Below are 18,319 nucleotides of genomic sequence, written 5' to 3'. Positions count from 1 at the left end.
TGTCCAGATGCTCGTGGAATCAGTGTCCAAGTCAGCGTGGAATCACTGTCCAAGTGTTCGTGGAATGGGTGTCCAAGTGCGCGTGGAATCCCCAACTTGCCCTGCAAGTCGTTCGCAGCCAGACAGAGAACAATAAAACTGCTCCGAGGCAGCTCCCGAACTGGTTGAATCGCTGCGATAAAAAGCACGGTAAAGGTGACATCAGCGCTCAAAAAAATACGTTTGCTCTTGGTCCAGTGTATGGACCGCTCAAAAAAGATGTGAAGGGTCAGGTCGCCAAAAACAACAACAGGCCTCCCGAAAAACAAAAAAGAGCATAGAGACATACCTTGAAGGGGAGCCCAGGCTCCCCTTCGTGCTTTCCGACGTTTGCTTTTGCCTCCTCAACTTCCCCCGCCGCTGCGCAAACGCGCCTGATTGACAGCACACACGCGCAGGTTTACGTTAACGTAAAGGTCATAGCCAATCCGCACAGAACCATCTCCAAGAATAAAACAGGAACGCTACCCATGAGTTACCCCAGCCTGAACTTCGCCCTGGGTGAAACCATCGACATGCTGCGCGACCAACTGCAGTCTTTCGTCGCCGCAGAAATCTCCCCGCGCGCTGCCCAGATCGACAAGGACAACCTGTTTCCTGCCGACATTTGGCGCAAGTTCGGCGAGATGGGCGTGCTGGGCATTACCGTCAGCGAAGAGTACGGCGGCGCGGGCCTGGGGTATCTGGCGCATGTGGTGGCCATGGAAGAAATCAGCCGTGGCTCGGCGTCGGTGGCACTGTCTTATGGTGCGCACTCGAACCTCTGCGTCAACCAGATCAACCGCAACGGCAACCCGGCGCAGAAAGCCCGCTACCTGCCGAAGCTGATCAGCGGTGAGCACGTCGGCGCGCTGGCCATGAGCGAACCCAATGCCGGCTCGGACGTGGTGTCGATGAAGCTGCGCGCCGACAAGCGTGGCGACCGCTACGTGCTCAATGGCAGCAAGACCTGGATCACCAACGGGCCGGATGCCGACACCTACGTGATCTACGCCAAGACTGATCTGGGAAAGGCCGCGCATGGCATCAGCGCGTTCATCGTCGAGCACGACTGGAAGGGGTTTTCTCGCGGTAGCAAGTTCGACAAGCTCGGCATGCGCGGTTCCAACACCTGCGAACTGTTTTTCGACGACGTCGAAGTGCCTGAAGAAAACCTGCTGGGCGTACTCGACGGCGGCGTCAGGGTGTTGATGAGCGGCCTGGATTACGAACGCGTCGTGCTTTCTGGCGGGCCGACCGGGATCATGCAGGCCTGCATGGACGTGGTAGTCCCCTACATTCACGACCGCAAGCAATTTGGCCAGAGCATCGGCGAATTCCAGCTGATTCAGGGCAAGATTGCCGACATGTACACCCAGCTCAACGCCAGCCGGGCGTACCTGTATGCCGTGGCCCAGGCCTGTGATCGTGGCGAGACCACGCGCAAGGACGCCGCCGGCGTGATTCTCTACAGCGCCGAACGCGCCACCCAGATGGCGCTGGACGCCATCCAGATTCTCGGCGGCAACGGCTACATCAACGAGTTTCCGGCTGGGCGGCTGCTGCGCGATGCCAAGCTCTACGAGATCGGCGCCGGCACCAGCGAGATCCGACGCATGCTCATCGGTCGTGAACTGTTCAACGAAACCCGTTGATTACGGAGCTCCCATGGCCATTCTGCACACCCGAATCAACGTCCGCTCTGCGGAGTTTGCCCTTAATCACGACGCACTTATCAGGCAAGTCGAGGAACTGCGCAGCCTGCTGGGTAAAGTCCGCCAGGGCGGCGGCGCCAAGGCTCAGGAGCGTCACACCTCACGCGGCAAACTATTGCCGCGCGAGCGTATCAACCGTTTGCTCGACAGCGGCTCGCCGTTTCTGGAGATCGGCCAACTGGCTGCGCACGAGGTGTATGGCGAAGATGTTCCGGCTGCCGGAGTGATCGCCGGCATTGGTCGTGTCGAAGGCGTCGAATGCATGATCATTGCCAATGACGCGACAGTCAAAGGCGGCTCGTACTATCCGCTGACGGTGAAAAAACACCTACGGGCTCAGACCATCGCCCAGCAGAACCGCCTGCCTTGCATCTACCTGGTAGATTCCGGCGGTGCCAACCTGCCCCGTCAGGACGAGGTGTTTCCTGACCGCGAACACTTCGGGCGGATTTTCTTTAATCAGGCGAACATGAGTGCCCAGGGCATTCCGCAGATTGCCGTGGTAATGGGCTCCTGTACCGCAGACGGAGCTTACGTTCCAGCGATGGCCGACGAAGCGATAATGGTGCGCCAGCAAGCCACGATATTTCTCGCTGGCCCGCCGCTGGTCAAGGCCGCCACCGGTGAAGTGGTCAGCGCTGAAGACCTGGGCGGTGCCGACGTGCATTGCAGAACATCCGGGGTAGCCGATCATTACGCCGACAGCGATGAACATGCGCTGGGGCTGGCCAGGCGCAGTATTGCCAACCTGAACTGGCGCAAGCAGGGCCAGCTGAACGCCATCGCGCCCATTGCGCCGCTGTACGCCGGCGAAGAGCTGTACGGCATTATCCCGGCGGACACCAAGCAGCCATTCGATGTGCGGGAAGTGATCGCCCGGCTGGTGGATGGCTCGGTGCTCGATGAGTTCAAGGCGCTGTTCGGCACCACACTGGTCTGCGGTTTCGCACGCTTGCATGGCTACCCGATCGCGATTCTGGCCAACAACGGCATTCTGTTCGCCGAGGCTGCGCAAAAAGGCGCGCACTTCATCGAACTGGCCTGCCAACGGGGCATTCCCCTGCTGTTTCTGCAGAACATCACCGGGTTCATGGTCGGCCAAAAGTACGAGGCAGGCGGCATTGCCAAACACGGCGCCAAACTGGTCACCGCTGTGGCCTGCGCGAAGGTGCCGAAATTCACGGTGATCATCGGCGGCAGTTTCGGTGCCGGTAACTACGGCATGTGCGGCCGCGCCTACGACCCGCGCTTTCTGTGGATGTGGCCCAATGCCCGGATTGGCGTAATGGGCGGCGAACAGGCCGCCGGTGTGCTGGTGCAGGTCAAATGCGAGCAGGCCGAACGTGCCGGTCAGGCGTTCAGCGCGCAGCAGCAGGCCGAGCTGAAACAACCGATCCTCGATCAGTATGAGCATCAGGGCCATCCTTACTATTCCAGTGCGCGCCTGTGGGACGACGGGGTCATCGACCCGGCACAGACCCGCGAGATTCTCGCCCTGGCCCTCTGCGCCTCGCTCAATGCGCCCATCGAACCTACCACCTTCGGCCTGTTCCGAATGTGAGCCGGGAAACGACCATGACGACGACTTCATTCGCGACCATAGAACTGCTTCACGACCCACGCGGTTTCGCCACGTTGTGGCTGAATCGTGCGGACAAGAACAACGCCTTCAACGCACAGATGATCCGCGAGCTGATCCTGGCGCTGGATCAGGTGCAAGGCAATGCAGGCCTGCGCTTTTTGCTGATCCGCGGCCGTGGCCGGCATTTCAGTGCCGGGGCGGATCTTGCCTGGATGCAGCAGGCGGCGGACCTGGACTACAACACCAACCTGGACGATGCACGCGAGCTGGCCGAGCTGATGTACACCCTTGCCAGACTGAAAATTCCGACCCTGGCGGTGGTGCAAGGTGCCGCGTTCGGCGGTGCACTGGGGCTGATCAGTTGCTGCGACATGGCCATCGCCGCCGAAGACGCGCAGTTCTGCCTGTCGGAGGTGCGCATTGGTCTGGCACCGGCGGTTATCAGCCCGTTCGTGGTGCAGGCCATCGGCGAACGGGCGACGCGCCGTTACGCGCTGACCGCCGAGCGCTTCGATGGGCGGCAAGCCCGGCATATCGGCCTGATCGCCGAATGCTATCCCCTCGCCGACCTTGAACAGCAAACGCTTGGCTGGATCGACAACCTGCTGCTCAACAGCCCCCAGGCCATGCGCACCAGCAAGGAATTGCTGCGTGAAGTCGGCAGTGGCGAACTCACACCTGCACTGCGTCGCTATTGTGAAAGCGCTATTGCACGCATCCGCACCAGTGCCGAGGGTCAGGAAGGTTTGCGCGCCTTTCTGCAAAAACGCGCACCCGGCTGGCAGCAACGCGATGACGAGCCTGCGGCTCTGGAAGAACGACAAAAGGACTCGCAACGATGAACACGCCTGAACTGACCACACTGCTGATCGCCAACCGCGGGGAAATTGCCTGCCGCATCATGCGCACCGCAAAAAAGATGGGCCTGACCACCGTTGCCGTACACAGCGCCATTGACCGCGACGCGCGCCACAGTCGCGAGGCCGATATCTGCGTCGACCTTGGCGGCAGCAAGGCGGCTGAAAGCTACCTGGTGGTCGACAAGCTCATCAAAGCAGCCAAGGCCAGCGGCGCACAGGCGATCCACCCCGGTTACGGCTTTTTGTCTGAAAACGCTGACTTTGCCCGCGCTATCGAAGCTGCCGGGCTGGTTTTTCTCGGCCCGCCCGCCTCGGCCATCGACGCGATGGGCAGCAAGTCCGCTGCCAAATCGCTGATGGAACAGGCTGGCGTACCGTTGGTGCCGGGCTATCACGGCGCTGCGCAGGACATCGACACATTCCATGCGGCTGCCGAGCGCATCGGCTACCCCGTGCTGTTGAAAGCCACGGCGGGCGGCGGCGGCAAAGGCATGAAAGTGGTCGAGCAGGCCAGCGAAATGGCCGAAGCGCTGGCCTCGGCTCAACGTGAGGCGCTCTCCTCGTTTGGCGATGCGCGGATGCTGGTGGAGAAATACGTCCTCAGCCCGCGTCACGTCGAGATTCAGGTGTTTGCTGATCAGCAGGGTCATTGCCTGTACCTCAATGAACGCGACTGTTCCATTCAGCGCCGCCATCAGAAAGTCGTCGAGGAAGCGCCAGCGCCGGGCCTGACGCCTGAGTTGCGCAAATCGATGGGTGAAGCGGCGGTCAAAGCCGCGCAAGCCATTGGCTACGTGGGCGCGGGCACGGTGGAGTTTTTGCTGGACGCACGCGGCGAGTTCTTCTTCATGGAGATGAACACCCGCCTGCAAGTCGAACACCCGGTGACCGAATACATCACAGGGCTTGATCTGGTGGAATGGCAGATCCGTGTGGCCCGAGGCGAATCGCTGCCTATCACCCAAGTGCAGGTCCCGCTGGTCGGCCATGCGATGGAAGTCAGGCTGTATGCCGAAGACCCGGCCAACGATTTTCTGCCCGCAACCGGCACGCTGCGGCTCTATCGAGAACCTGCCAGCGGCCTTGGCAGGCGTGTGGACAGCGGCGTGGCCGAAGGCGACAGCATTTCGCCATTTTATGACCCCATGCTTGGCAAGCTGATTGCCTGGGGCGAAAACCGTGAAGAGGCTCGCCTGCGCCTGCTTGGCATGCTCGACGAGTTCGCCGTGGGCGGCGTCAAAACCAACCTGGCGTTTCTGCGCCGCATCATCGCCCATCCGGCGTTTGCCGCTGCGCAACTTGATACCGGCTTCATCCCCCGTCATCAGGATCAGTTGCTGCCGCAAACACGCGAGCCCGACGAGACGTTCTGGCAAGCCGCTGGCGAAGCGTTCCGGCAAAGCGAGCCGGCACGTCTTGATCACGCAGCCCCGTATTCGCCGTGGGCCGCCATGAGCGGCTTTCGCGCTGGCATGCCTGCCGAAACGGACCTGCAACTGAGCTGCGACGGCGAAACCCGGGCGGTTCGCTTGCTGGATAACGATGCCCGGTTATTGCGACTGGATGGCGAGCACCTGCACAGCGAGCGCGACGGCGTGCGTCAGAAAAACCTGGCAGTCCGTCGTGGCGATACGCTGTACCTCAAATGGCAGGGCGTCCTGCACTCCGTCAGTAAAATCGACCCGGTCAGCCACACTGACGCCGCTCAAAGCCAGCACGGCGGCCTGGCTGCGCCCATGAACGGCAGCATCGTGCGCGTGCTGGTCGAAGTGGGCCAGACGGTCGAGGCCGGGGCGCAACTGGTGGTGCTGGAGGCGATGAAAATGGAACACAGCATCCGCGCAGCCAGTGCCGGGGTCATCAACGCGCTTTATTGCCGTGAAGGCGAGATGGTCAATGAGGGGGCGGTGCTAGTGGAGATGGGTTGAGTAATCTGTCTGCGCAGATTAGCGCCTTGGCTGGATGTTTGGCTGCGAAACGCCCTGGAAACCTGCTACCTCGGCTGCACCTGATGTACCGTGCGCACCGGTTTTGCTGCCGGTTCCCGGCAGTTCGCGGACAAGTCCGCTCCTACGAAAATCAAGAGATCGCGGACAAGCGAAGCGTCGTCCGGTCAGCTCCCACGGCCGTTGGCCAGAATCAGAAGCAGACGGGTGTATGACGCTGAGCGCGGTAGCATCGACGCTTAGTAGTAAGCGTTTTCCTTCTGCGTATGGTCGGTCACATCACGAACGCCCGACAGCTCTGGAATACGCTCGAGCAGCGTGCGCTCAATGCCTTCCTTCAGCGTGACATCCGCCTGACCGCAACCCTGGCAACCGCCGCCGAATTGCAGGACAGCGATGTTTTTCGCCTCTTCCTCGACCACGTCGATCAACGTGACCTGGCCACCGTGGCTGGCGAGCCCAGGGTTGATCTCGGTTTGCAGGTAGTAATTGATGCGTTCGTTGATCGGGCTGTCGGCATTGACCATCGGCACCTTGGCGTTCGGGGCCTTGATGGTCAACTGGCCGCCCATGCGGTCGGTGGCGTAATCGACAACGGCATCATCCAGAAAAGCTTCGCTGAAACCATCGATCCAGGCGGTGAAGCTCTTCAGGCCGATGGCCTTGTCTTCCGGCTTTTCTTCGCCGGGCTTGCAGTAGGCAATGCAGGTTTCAGCATACTGAGTGCCGGGCTGGGTGATAAACACGCGGATGCCGATGCCTGGGGTATTCTGCTTTTCCAGCAGATCGGCCAGATAATCGTGGGCGGCATCGGTAATAGTGATAGCGGTCATGAAAATTCCTCGCAGACGTGCGGGCAGTTTACGCCAATCAGCCGCGCCATACAAAGTCCTAGTGTTTTTGTCAGGTTAATGCCTGCGCCTGCCTGACCGCCCGGCGGCTGTCCAGCCAGCCCTTCATGCGCCGGTACAGGCCCTTCTCGATCCACTCGTAACTGACCCACGCGCCGATGGCGATGACCGGCACGCAGAACGCGAATACCACGTAAGGGCTCAAGCCATAGCGTTGCGCCATCAGCAACCCGCCGTACAGCACCAGCACATGCAGCAGGTACACCGAATACGAGCAGTCACCCAGTACCTTGAGCAAGCGGCTGCCTTTGAAAAACGGTTCCAGAGAAATACACGACAGCACAATCAAGGCGCTCGGCAAGCCCCAATTCAGCAGACGCTGCTCATTGGTCAGGTGATTGATGGCATACAGCCCCACCGCGATGCCTGCCAGCGGCAGCCACACTGCCTGCCTGATCCAGCCACGGCGATAAAGGATGCCGATACCGATACCCAGCAGAAACTCGTAAACAATGTCATTGCCGTAAAACCTGCTGATCAGCCCCGCTTTGGCCAGCACTTCACTGACCGCAAACAGCGCGGCGGCAATGATCAGCGGTCGATGGCGCTGTTCAAACAGAAAGACCATGGAGAACAGCAGGTAGAAAAACATTTCGTAGTTGAGCGTCCAGCCGACGTTCAGCGTAGGGTACAGACCATAGCCGCCGGGATTTTCCGAGGGAATGAAAACCAGCGACAGCAGGAAGTTCTGCCAGCCGATCACTTGATGCGGCAGCATGGGCGCGGCGATCAGCAACAGCAAGGCCATGGCGGCGGTGTACAGCCAGTAGGCCGGAACGATGCGAATCAGACGATGCAGGATGAAACGCCGGGGTGGAATGTCGCTGTTCTGGGTGGAAAGGAAAATCACCAGACCGCTGATGACGAAGAAGATATCGACGCCGACCGCGCCCTTGGACACAAAAAACTCGCCAATCGGCCCACTGGCCTTGAAGTCGAAAAAAATCTGCATGAAGTGATGGCATACCACGACCCACGCCGCGAATGCCCGTAGGGCCTGAACTGAAATCAACATCACAAAAACCTCTACCGCCTGACTTTCAATCACGCGCCGGTCTGCAACCGGCCCATGACGCGCACCCTTTCCGACCACTGTTTTGAAAAAAAGGTCGCGCAAGATGCGTTTCGTTCAGGAACGGGCGATGGCCGCAGGCCATGTTCCGTATGGCTTGTGGCGCGACGACGCCGGTTTAGAGGTTCTCGTAGCGATTCATGTCCAGCACCGCCGCTTCACGCGGTTCGGTTTCCTGAAGGTAGCGATTCAGGTCGTGGAAATAGGTCCAGAACAGTGGGTGGGTCCGGCGAATGCCCCAACGCTGGACGATCTGTTCAAAACTCGCCTGGCCCTTGCTCTGCTGCATGGCCTCGACAAAGGCAGGCACTTGCGCAGCCGGAATATTGAAGATGAAGTTCGGGTAGCTGCTCAGTACGCCGGGATAAATGGTCAGGGTGTCCAGGCCCGGAATATAGCGGTACGACTCACCCAGCAGAAACGCGACGTTACTGTGCGCGCGGTTGCGCAGCATGCTGTACATCATCCGCTTGCCGTCGCTGCCCTCGATGCGCAGCATGCTCGCTTCGGGCAGTTGATCGATGACTTTCAAGCCCGCCGCCGGACGTGAAGTCAAGCGGCTCAGCGCCTGTTCTGCCTGGGCGAACGTGCTGTCCAGATTGGCCCGCGAGCAATAAGCACCGGTGCAGCGATTGATCGGGTCCGGCGCGGCGTTCAAGCTGCCGGCGCGCTCGATAAGCTTGAGCGCGAAGTCACGCTGCGGGGCCTTCGCGTCGAGCTTGATGCCGGTCGGCGTATCGTCGTCGATGCTCTGATAATCCAGCCACATCTTGAATTTGCCGCCATCCTGATACAGGTTGCCGAGCATGCCGTCGCGCTGGTCGGCAGGCATCAGGCGCAGGAAGTTGATCTCCGCGCCGTTGCGGATCAGGTCGAAATACAGCCGTGTCTGCGCCTGATGGGAAACGTTGCCGTAGACGTCGAAATTTACCGCCAACTGGTAATAGGTGCGTTCAAGCAGGGGAAAGTCGAACAACCACATGGAGTGCGGCACATCGCCGATCAGGCCCTTGTTCACCGAAGCGCTGTCGAAATGGCGGAAAACGGTCAGCAAGGCATTGTCGTTGCCCGCCCACAGTGTGCTCCAGCCCGGCGCAGGCATTTTTGCGTAGCTGTCGCGGCGCAGGTCCTCGTACTGGTTACGCCGGTCCCGGTAAGACAACCACAGGCTGAGCACACTGCCGACGTCGTCGTTCTGCCCCGGCATGGCCAGCAACGGCATTGCGTGCCCGCGATAGGTGGCATCAGTGATGTAATGATCGTGCGCGGGGTCTTGAAACAGTACCCAGAACTGGTCACGAATCACATCGGTCGCAATCTGCCCGCGGCAGACCGGCCCACGGATAAACGTACGCACGAAATACTCGGCGTTATCGAGCATGAACTGGTAACGCGCGGCGGCCGGAATCGCTTCAAAGGTCAGAAACAGATTGGCACGGTGGCCCGGACCGTAACCGGGCAGCGCGTCGACTGTCCAGTCGGTGCCATAGAACAGCTGGCGGACGCGGGCGAGTTTCTGCGGGTTCATCGCGTAGGTGATGTGGGTCTTATGAACGATCACGCCTTGCACGGGCACCAGGCGGTAATAGAAGTCACTGCCTGGGTCGTCATCGGGACGCCGGGTGGCGATCAGGTCCACCGGTTGGCCACTTGGGGTTCGCGAGCGTACCCACTGGAAAAAGTGTTGCGTCTCGCCGCCCTCGAAATAGATGTGCGCCAGAAACAAATGCTCGAACAGCCAGCGGCCGACCAGCGCCTGCCTGGCACCCGGCTGGTTGAGCAGCGCCTCCCAGGCGTTGATTTGCGCAGTCTCGCTGACGCTCGGCGTAATCGACTGCTGTTCAACCGGCGCGCCGGCGGCCAGCCAGCGCTGCAGTGTCTGGTATTCAGCGTCGGTCAGGCCGGCGACTGCCAGCGGCATGCCTTGCTGCGTATGGGCCGCAGCATAGGCATTGAATTCGCCGGGCAGCGGGCAGACGTTCTCGCGATTGAGGCCCAGCGCGATCTCATCGGGGATTTTGCTGTTGGCCGGCAACGGCGCGCTGCGCCCCAGATCGAGCATGCGCGCCATCAAAGCCGCCTGACCGCCCTGAGCTTCCAGTACCGAATAGAAGCCTTTACCGCGCCATGCATCAGTGTTGCGCGCATCGTAAAACAGCCGGGTGGGCGCAACCGCTTCGCTACGCTCCCCTTGATAGACAGGAATCTTGCTCGCGCCACGGCTCAGCCCTTCCCCGCTGCCCAGATTCAACTGGCACGGCGCGTCATTGCAAGCGTGGCAGGCAACGCACTTCTCGGTAAGGATTGGCTGAATGTCCTGAACATAGGAAATAGCCGGTGGCGTTGATGTAGCGGGCGATCTGAGGTTCTGGGCCTGGGTAGCACAGCAGATAAACAGCAAGGCGACGCTTGCCAACAAACGGAGCGGCATATCCCGAAGGCTCTGATATTAAAATGGTACAATTCTACATGGGCATAGCCGACCCCAACATGAATGATTTTCATGCAAAAGGCACAACACCACCAAAAGCGTTCCGGTTTGCTATCATCGCCACCTTTAAAGCATCGACCTTCTCAAGGTAGCCCCCATGTCTGACCGCAGCGCCCGCCATCATGCCTTTATCACTGCTCTGAAACAGAGGATTCTGATCCTCGATGGCGGCATGGGCACCATGATCCAGAGCTACAGGCTCGAGGAAGAAGACTACCGAGGCAAACGCTTTGCTGACTGGCCAAGCGACGTCAAGGGCAACAACGACCTGCTGATCCTGACCCGTCCCGACGTGATCGGCGCCATCGAGAAGGCGTATCTGGATGCCGGTGCCGACATCCTCGAAACCAATACCTTCAACGCCACACAGGTGTCCCAGGCCGATTACGGCATGGAATCGATCGTTTACGAGCTGAACGTCGAAGGCGCCCGTCTGGCCCGCAAGGTCGCAGACGCCAAAACCCTCGAAACCCCGGACAAACCGCGCTTCGTTGCCGGCGTGCTCGGCCCGACCAGCCGCACCTGCTCGCTGTCGCCGGACGTCAACAATCCCGGCTATCGCAACGTCACGTTCGACGAACTGGTGGAGAACTACACCGAAGCCACCAAAGGCCTGATCGAGGGCGGCGCCGACCTGATCCTGATCGAAACCATCTTCGACACCCTCAACGCCAAAGCAGCCATCTTTGCCGTGCAGGGCGTATTCGAGGAATTGGGTTTTGAACTGCCGATCATGATTTCCGGCACCATCACCGACGCCTCCGGCCGCACCCTGTCGGGCCAGACCACCGAAGCGTTCTGGAATTCGATCAGCCATGCCAAACCGGTCTCCGTCGGTCTGAACTGCGCCCTGGGTGCCAGCGAACTGCGCCCTTACCTGCAAGAGCTGGCCAACAAGGCCAACACGCATGTGTCTGCGCACCCCAACGCCGGCCTGCCCAATGCGTTTGGCGAATACGACGAACTGCCGAGCCAGACGGCGAAGATCATCGAAGAATTCGCTCAAAGCGGCTTTTTGAACATCGTCGGCGGCTGCTGTGGCACCACGCCTGCGCACATCAAGGCGATTGCCGAGGCAGTGTCTGGTTACGCGCCACGAGAAATTCCGGACATTCCGAAAGCCTGCCGTTTGTCGGGCCTCGAACCGTTCACCATCGATCGTCAGTCGCTGTTCGTCAACGTCGGCGAGCGCACCAACATCACCGGCTCCGCCCGCTTTGCCCGCCTGATCCGTGAAGACAACTACACCGAAGCGCTGGAAGTCGCCCTGCAACAGGTCGAAGCCGGTGCCCAGGTGATCGACATCAACATGGACGAAGGGATGCTCGACTCGAAGAAGGCGATGGTGACCTTCCTCAACCTGATCGCAGGCGAGCCGGATATCTCTCGCGTGCCGATAATGATCGACTCTTCCAAGTGGGAAGTGATCGAAGCCGGCCTCAAGTGCATTCAGGGCAAGGGCATCGTCAACTCGATCAGCATGAAAGAAGGCGTCGAGCAGTTCATTCATCACGCTCGCCTGTGCAAGCGCTACGGTGCGGCAGTCGTGGTGATGGCCTTCGACGAACAGGGCCAGGCCGACACCGAAGCGCGCAAGAAGGAAATCTGCAAGCGCTCTTACGACATTCTGGTCAATGAAGTGGGCTTCCCGCCGGAAGACATCATCTTCGACCCGAACATCTTCGCCATTGCCACCGGTATCGAAGAACACAACAATTATGCCGTGGACTTCATCAACGCCTGCGCCTACATCCGCGATGAACTGCCGCACGCCCTGACCTCGGGCGGCGTGTCCAACGTGTCGTTCTCGTTCCGCGGCAACAACCCGGTACGTGAAGCCATTCACTCGGTGTTCCTGCTGCACGCGATCCGCAACGGCCTGAGCATGGGCATCGTCAATGCCGGGCAGCTGGAAATCTACGACCAGATCCCGGCCGAGCTGCGCGACTGTGTCGAAGACGTGGTGCTTAACCGTAATCCCGAGGGCACCGACGCGTTGCTGGCTATTGCCGACAAGTACAAGGGCGATGGCAGTGTCAAGGAAGCTGAAACCGAAGAATGGCGCAGCTGGCCGGTCAACCAGCGCCTCGAGCACGCGCTGGTCAAGGGCATCACTACCCATATCGTGCAGGACACCGAAGAGTCGCGCCTGGGCTTCACCCGGCCTATCGAGGTGATCGAAGGCCCGCTGATGTCCGGCATGAACGTGGTCGGCGACCTGTTCGGCGCGGGCAAGATGTTCCTGCCGCAGGTGGTGAAGTCTGCACGGGTGATGAAACAGGCAGTGGCGCACCTTATTCCGTTCATCGAACTGGAAAAAGGCGACAAGCCCGAAGCCAAGGGCAAGATTCTCATGGCCACGGTCAAGGGCGACGTTCACGACATCGGCAAGAACATCGTCGGCGTGGTTTTGGGCTGTAACGGCTATGACATCGTCGATCTGGGCGTGATGGTGCCTGCCGAGAAGATCCTGCAGGTTGCCCGCGACGAGAAGTGCGACATCATCGGCCTGTCCGGGTTGATCACCCCGTCACTGGACGAGATGGTGCACGTTGCCCGTGAAATGCAGCGTCAGGACTTCCACCTGCCTCTGATGATCGGCGGTGCGACCACCTCCAAGGCGCACACGGCGGTCAAGATCGAGCCTAAATACAGCAACGATGCAGTGATCTACGTCACCGATGCCTCCCGCGCCGTGGGGGTCGCGACCCAGTTGCTGTCGAAAGAGCTTAAACCGGCGTTTATTGAAAAAACCCGCCTTGAGTACGTCGAAGTCCGCGAACGCACGTCGGCGCGCAGTGCACGCACCGAGCGCCTGAGCTATGGCGCGGCGGTGGCGAAAAAGCCGAAGTTCGACTGGGAAAGTTACACCCCTGCCAAGCCGACCTTCACGGGCACCCGCGTTCTGCACGACATCGACCTGAACGTGCTGGCTGATTACATCGACTGGACGCCGTTCTTCATTTCCTGGGACCTGGCCGGTAAATACCCGCGCATCCTGACCGACGAAGTCGTTGGCGAAGCGGCCACTGCACTGTTTGAAGATGCCCGGCAAATGCTGCGCAAACTGATCGATGAAAAACTGATCAGCGCGCGCGCCGTGTTCGGCTTCTGGCCGACCAATCAGGTCAACGATGACGATCTGGAAGTCTACGGCGAAGACGGCAAGCCGCTGGCGAAACTGCACCACCTGCGCCAGCAGACCATCAAGCCTGATGGCAAACCGAATTTCTCACTGGCAGACTTCGTGGCGCCCAAGGACAGCGGCCTGACCGACTACATCGGTGGTTTCATCACCACCGCTGGCATCGGCGCCGAAGAGGTGGCCAAGGCCTATCAGGACAACGGCGACGACTACAACTCGATCATGGTCAAGGCCTTGGCCGACCGTCTCGCCGAAGCCTGCGCCGAGTGGCTGCACCAACAGGTGCGCAAGGATTACTGGGGTTACGCGAAAGACGAGGCGCTGGACAACGAGGCGCTGATCAAGGAGCAGTACATGGGCATTCGCCCAGCTCCGGGCTATCCGGCGTGCCCTGACCATACCGAAAAGGGCACCCTGTTCGCCCTGCTCGATCCGCTGCCGGAAGGCACGCCCGAGCAAACACCGGGCAAAAGCGGTGTGTTCCTGACCGAGCACTACGCCATGTTCCCGGCGGCGGCAGTCAGCGGCTGGTATTTCGCTCACCCTCAGGCGCAGTACTTTGCCGTCGGCAAGGTCGACAAGGATCAGGTCGAAAGCTACACGGCGCGCAAAGGCCAGGACCTGAGCGTCACCGAACGCTGGCTGGCACCCAACCTCGGCTACGACGAATAAAGCAGACGGCTATTTGCCGCCCGACCCTACAGGCGGCAACATGCTTTTCAGCGAAAAAGGTGACGCTTCGCCAAAAGCACCCACGTTGAACGCCTGGATATCAAGCCTGTAGCGCTCATCGCGGGTCGCGTCGAGAAACCGCTGTGTGTCTTGTGGCTCGACCAGGTGCACCACATCAATTGTCCGCGCGCCGACTTGCTGGCGGGCCTGCTTTTGCGCCGTGTCGTAGCGATGCAGCAGAATGATTGCCCACCCAACGTGAAATGCCCGGTCGCCACTGCGCTCAGGCTGCCATTGAGTTGTGCCTGCAACGACAGCGCCGTGCCGTTGATGGCGCTGAACAACACGTCCTCGCCCGGTTTGCCGCCTTTTTCGCGCAGGGCATCCATTGCACCAAACGCCATTTGCTCGTTGGCCGCCCACACCAAGCGCGTCTGCGGGTAGCGCCTGAACAGCACGCGAGCCTGCTCTACCGCTCGATCCCGACGCCAGCCACCCAGCGCGATCTGCCGCAGGTGCACCTCAGGGTGTTCGGACAGCGCACGCAACATCCCTTTTTCGCGCTGCAGGGAAACCGGTGTGGTGTTGGTGCCTGAGAACGCCAGCATGTCGACAACCTGCCCCTCGGCAACCGGAAGAACCAGGCTGATAAGTCGCTTCGCCGTCAGGTAACCGCCCTCCTCATCGTTGCCGACCAGACTGCCGATGAAATCCGGGTAGCGCGTTGGCAGATCACCCAGAATACGGATCTGATCCGCCGTCAGCGTGTTGTTGACCGCAAACAGCTTGACCCCACTGCCCGTCGACATGCGCAGAATTTCCGGGGCAACGTTCAGCTCATTGGAGAACATCAGATAATCCGGACGCACGTAGCCCTGCAGCGTTTCGCGCGCCAAGGCGAGCAACTTGCGGGTATCGCGGTCCGTATACAGTATTTTCAGCGACATGCCGGTGGTGTTGGCAGCCGTCTGCATCACCCGGGCATGGCTCTGCCAATAGCCGTCGGTTTCAGTACCGGGGCTGAGAAATACCACAGAGGCGGCGAATGCAGATCCGGCCCACACACAACCGACCACCATCAACCAGCCAGCAAATAACGCCTTCATAGTCCAACCTTGAAACAACAGGGATTTACCGCTACACGCGATTTATCGGCTGCTACCGCAAGGTTCTGGAGACTGGCTGCCTGTTTATTCAGCCCATTACCGGCTGCTGGCCCAGAACATCGCCGCGCCCACGGCCAGAATCACAATAAACAGAATGGCCCAAGTGTCCACGGATCGGCCTAGCTTGGCTACTTTAGGGTGCTTGCTCATCGCATCGCCTCTTGTCGGTCTTATGGGTGATTGCACATGAAAACGTGATCCGCTGCGCGTTTGGCTGCGGTACCGCTCAGTTAAGTCGAGTCTTGCCCACACGGCAAGTGGGGGTATGATCGAAAGGCGAATTGCTTATCGCTTTTAGTGATTTGCATATATATAAACATCACTTTTATCGATATCTGCAAACTGCTATCGTCGCCTCCGCTCCCAAAGGAGTGCGCGGCCGTGCGCGCAGAATTGACCAGATGAAGCAGGCAGCAGCAAGCGACGGGCCATACGTCCGTACTGACGCAACCGGCCTGCTTCATGACGAAGCCTGAGAACAGGACCTATATGTACGTATACGACGATTACGATCAGAAGATCATCGAGGACCGCGTCAAGCAGTTCCGGGATCAGACCCGCCGTTACCTGGCCGGGGAACTGAGCGAAGAAGAGTTTCGACCGTTGCGCCTGCAAAACGGGCTCTATGTTCAGCGCTTCGCGCCGATGTTGCGCGTGGCGGTGCCCTACGGCCAACTGACTTCGCGTCAGGCGCGCATGATGGCGAAGATTGCCCGCGATTACGACAAGGGCTACGCGCACATCAGCACCCGTCAGAACGTGCAGTTCAACTGGCCTGCGCTGGAAGACGTGCCCGATATCCTGGCCGAGCTTGCGACCGTGCAGATGCACGCTATCCAGACCAGCGGCAACTGCCTGCGCAACGTGACCACCGACCAGTTTGCCGGCGTGGCCGCAGACGAACTTGTGGACCCGCGCCCGTGGTGCGAGATCGTCCGTCAGTGGACCACCTTCCACCCGGAATTCGCCTACCTGCCGCGCAAGTTCAAGATCGCCATCAATGGCTCTACCAGCGACCGTGCCGCCATCGAAGTGCATGACATCGGCCTTGAGCCACTGCGCAACGAAGCTGGCGAGCTGGGCTTCCGGGTGCTGGTCGGCGGCGGTCTGGGCCGTACGCCAGTGGTTGGCGCCTTCATCAACGAGTTTCTGCCGTGGCAGGACCTGTTGAGCTACCTGGACGCCATTCTGCGGGTCTATAACCGATATGGTCGTCGCGACAACAAGTACAAGGCGCGCATCAAGATTCTGGTCAAGGCGCTGACGCCTGAAGTGTTCGCGGCCAAGGTCGATGCCGAAATGGCTCACCTGCGCGGCGGCCAGACCACCCTGACCGAAGCCGAAGTGCAGCGCGTTTCGCGGCACTTTGTCGACCCGCAGTACAAGGCCCTCGACGACCAGCATGTCGAACTGGCTGCGCTGGAAGCTCAACACCCGGGCTTTGCGCGCTGGCGTCAACGCAATGTGCTGGCGCACAAGAAGCCGGGTTACATTGCCGTGACCCTGTCGCTCAAGCCGACCGGCGTTGCGCCGGGCGACGTGACAGACAAGCAACTGGACACCATCGCCGACCTGGCTGACCGTTTCAGCTTTGGCCAACTGCGCACCTCGCACGAACAGAACATCATTCTTGCCGACGTCGAGCAGGCCGAGCTGTTCACGCTGTGGAACGAGTTGCGTGACAATGGCTTTGCCACACCGAACATCGGCCTGCTGACTGACATCATCTGCTGCCCTGGCGGTGATTTCTGCTCGCTGGCCAACGCCAAGTCGATCCCGATTGCCGAATCGATCCAGCGCCGTTTCGACGACCTGGACTACCTGTTCGATATCGGCGAGCTGGACCTGAACATTTCCGGCTGCATGAACGCCTGCGGCCACCACCACGTGGGCCACATCGGCGTACTGGGCGTGGACAAGAAAGGCGAAGAGTTCTATCAGGTTTCACTCGGCGGCAGCGCCAGCCGTGACGCGAGCCTGGGCAAGATCCTCGGCCCGTCCTTTGCCCAGGATGCGATGCCTGACGTGATCGAGAAGCTGATCGACGTGTACGTTGAGAAACGTAACGAAGACGAACGTTTCATCGACACTTACCAGCGGATTGGCATTGACCCTTTCAAGGAGCGTGTCTATGCAGCGAATCATTAAGAACAACGAAGTCATCGATGAGACCTGGCACCTGCTGCCCAAGGATACGACCTTTGACAGCCTGTCCAACTGCGACGACCTGATCGTGCCGCTGGCACTGTGGCGCGAGCACGCGCATGCACTCAAGGTGCGTGATGGCGGACTGGGGGTATGGCTGGACAGCGATGAAGAAGCTGAAGAGATTGGCGAGGATGTCGATCAGTTTCAGGTCATTGCCTTGAATTTCCCGGCGTTTACCGACGGCCGTAGTTTCTCCAATGCGCGCCTGTTGCGTGATCGCTATGGTTTCAAAGGCGAATTACGCGCCATCGGCGATGTGTTGCGCGACCAATTGTTCTACATGCGCCGCTGCGGCTTCGATGCCTTCGCCGTGCGTGCCGACAAAGACCCGCACGATGCACTGGAAGGCCTCAAGGACTTTTCGGTAACGTATCAGGCGGCGACCGACGAGCCGCTGCCGTTGTTCCGCAGGCGCTGATTCCGCTGGCTTGAATCAGCTTTGACTATCGTTCCCACGCTCAGCGTGGGGACGCAGTTCTGGACGCTCTGCGTCCTCGTTTGTGGCGCTGCGCGTCACACAGCGGTTCTGCGAT

At 60.0% G+C, this 18,319-nt stretch carries 10 protein-coding genes and 2 pseudogenes; 7 read left to right on the top strand and 5 right to left on the bottom strand.

Annotated features, from left to right (window positions below; genetic code table 11):
* Positions 1–95: 95 nt before the first annotated feature.
* Positions 96–326 (bottom strand): annotated as a pseudogene (locus tag DW49_RS1000000130135) (hypothetical protein); the annotation flags it as partial.
* A gap of 183 nt (positions 327–509) precedes the next feature.
* On the opposite strand from DW49_RS1000000130135, the gene DW49_RS0113480 reads away from it, so the two are divergent.
* Genes DW49_RS0113480 through DW49_RS0113465 form a run of 4 tightly spaced genes read left to right on the top strand, consistent with a single transcriptional unit; the run spans position 510 to position 6,103 of the window.
* Positions 510–1,673 carry an isovaleryl-CoA dehydrogenase gene (locus DW49_RS0113480; RefSeq protein ID WP_005617980.1) on the top strand — a complete coding sequence of 388 codons (1,164 nt, stop codon included), beginning with the start codon at positions 510–512 and terminating at the stop codon, positions 1,671–1,673.
* 13 nt (positions 1,674–1,686) lie between these two features.
* Positions 1,687–3,294, top strand: coding sequence for a carboxyl transferase domain-containing protein (locus DW49_RS0113475; protein ID WP_005617979.1), 1,608 nt, complete (start codon positions 1,687–1,689; stop codon positions 3,292–3,294).
* A gap of 14 nt (positions 3,295–3,308) precedes the next feature.
* Complete coding sequence (locus DW49_RS0113470) at positions 3,309–4,157, top strand: gamma-carboxygeranoyl-CoA hydratase (RefSeq protein WP_005617977.1); 849 nt, start codon at positions 3,309–3,311, stop codon at positions 4,155–4,157.
* The gene (locus tag DW49_RS0113465) at positions 4,154–6,103 is read left to right on the top strand and encodes an acetyl/propionyl/methylcrotonyl-CoA carboxylase subunit alpha (RefSeq protein ID WP_005617975.1); all 1,950 of its coding nucleotides are present in this window, start codon (positions 4,154–4,156) and stop codon (positions 6,101–6,103) included. The genes DW49_RS0113470 and DW49_RS0113465 overlap by 4 nt, the downstream gene beginning before the upstream one ends.
* 257 nt (positions 6,104–6,360) lie before the next feature.
* Here DW49_RS0113465 and nfuA read toward each other — a convergent pair whose 3' ends face one another.
* The 3 genes from nfuA to DW49_RS0113450 form a co-directional block, all read right to left on the bottom strand.
* Positions 6,361–6,954, bottom strand: a complete 594-nt coding sequence (nfuA, locus tag DW49_RS0113460) for a Fe-S biogenesis protein NfuA (protein ID WP_002553665.1) — start codon at positions 6,952–6,954, stop codon at positions 6,361–6,363.
* A gap of 70 nt (positions 6,955–7,024) precedes the next feature.
* On the bottom strand, positions 7,025–8,149 hold the full coding sequence (locus tag DW49_RS0113455; protein WP_005617965.1) for an acyltransferase family protein: 1,125 nt from the start codon (positions 8,147–8,149) through the stop codon (positions 7,025–7,027).
* A gap of 73 nt (positions 8,150–8,222) precedes the next feature.
* Positions 8,223–10,535 (bottom strand): fatty acid cis/trans isomerase, encoded by a 2,313-nt coding sequence (locus DW49_RS0113450; protein WP_081591532.1) that lies wholly within the window; start codon positions 10,533–10,535, stop codon positions 8,223–8,225.
* Positions 10,536–10,692: 157 nt separating this feature from the next.
* Between DW49_RS0113450 and metH the strand changes: the two genes are divergently transcribed.
* A complete protein-coding gene (gene metH, locus DW49_RS0113445; RefSeq protein WP_005617960.1) occupies positions 10,693–14,412 on the top strand; it encodes a methionine synthase in 3,720 nt (1,239 codons plus the stop codon).
* 9 nt (positions 14,413–14,421) lie between these two features.
* Here metH and DW49_RS01000000128370 read toward each other — a convergent pair.
* A pseudogene (locus DW49_RS01000000128370) lies at positions 14,422–15,518 on the bottom strand (ABC transporter substrate-binding protein).
* Between the two features lie 549 nt (positions 15,519–16,067).
* On the opposite strand from DW49_RS01000000128370, the gene DW49_RS0113430 reads away from it, so the two are divergent.
* Both DW49_RS0113430 and DW49_RS0113425 read left to right on the top strand, forming a co-directional pair.
* On the top strand, positions 16,068–17,726 hold the full coding sequence (locus DW49_RS0113430; RefSeq protein ID WP_005617956.1) for a nitrite/sulfite reductase: 1,659 nt from the start codon (positions 16,068–16,070) through the stop codon (positions 17,724–17,726).
* The gene (locus DW49_RS0113425) at positions 17,710–18,204 is read left to right on the top strand and encodes a DUF934 domain-containing protein (RefSeq protein ID WP_005617954.1); all 495 of its coding nucleotides are present in this window, start codon (positions 17,710–17,712) and stop codon (positions 18,202–18,204) included. The genes DW49_RS0113430 and DW49_RS0113425 overlap by 17 nt, the downstream gene beginning before the upstream one ends.
* The last annotated feature ends 115 nt before the right edge of the window (positions 18,205–18,319 follow it).

Source organism: Pseudomonas avellanae BPIC 631 (genome assembly GCF_000444135.1).
GTDB classification, from domain to species: Bacteria; Pseudomonadota; Gammaproteobacteria; order Pseudomonadales; family Pseudomonadaceae; genus Aquipseudomonas; species Aquipseudomonas avellanae.
This window is presented reverse-complemented; position numbering and strand designations above follow the sequence as displayed.

Bases quoted from the DNA above. Each gene is read 5' to 3' on its own strand.
- DW49_RS0113480 (WP_005617980.1), top strand. From the start codon at position 510: ATGAGTTACCCCAGCCTGAACTTCGCCCTGGGTGAAACCATCGACATG.
- DW49_RS0113475 (WP_005617979.1), top strand. From the start codon at position 1,687: ATGGCCATTCTGCACACCCGAATCAACGTCCGCTCTGCGGAGTTTGCC.
- DW49_RS0113470 (WP_005617977.1), top strand. From the start codon at position 3,309: ATGACGACGACTTCATTCGCGACCATAGAACTGCTTCACGACCCACGC.
- DW49_RS0113465 (WP_005617975.1), top strand. From the start codon at position 4,154: ATGAACACGCCTGAACTGACCACACTGCTGATCGCCAACCGCGGGGAA.
- nfuA (WP_002553665.1), bottom strand. From the start codon at position 6,954: ATGACCGCTATCACTATTACCGATGCCGCCCACGATTATCTGGCCGAT.
- DW49_RS0113450 (WP_081591532.1), bottom strand. From the start codon at position 10,535: ATGCCGCTCCGTTTGTTGGCAAGCGTCGCCTTGCTGTTTATCTGCTGT.
- metH (WP_005617960.1), top strand. From the start codon at position 10,693: ATGTCTGACCGCAGCGCCCGCCATCATGCCTTTATCACTGCTCTGAAA.
- DW49_RS0113430 (WP_005617956.1), top strand. From the start codon at position 16,068: ATGTACGTATACGACGATTACGATCAGAAGATCATCGAGGACCGCGTC.
- DW49_RS0113425 (WP_005617954.1), top strand. From the start codon at position 17,710: ATGCAGCGAATCATTAAGAACAACGAAGTCATCGATGAGACCTGGCAC.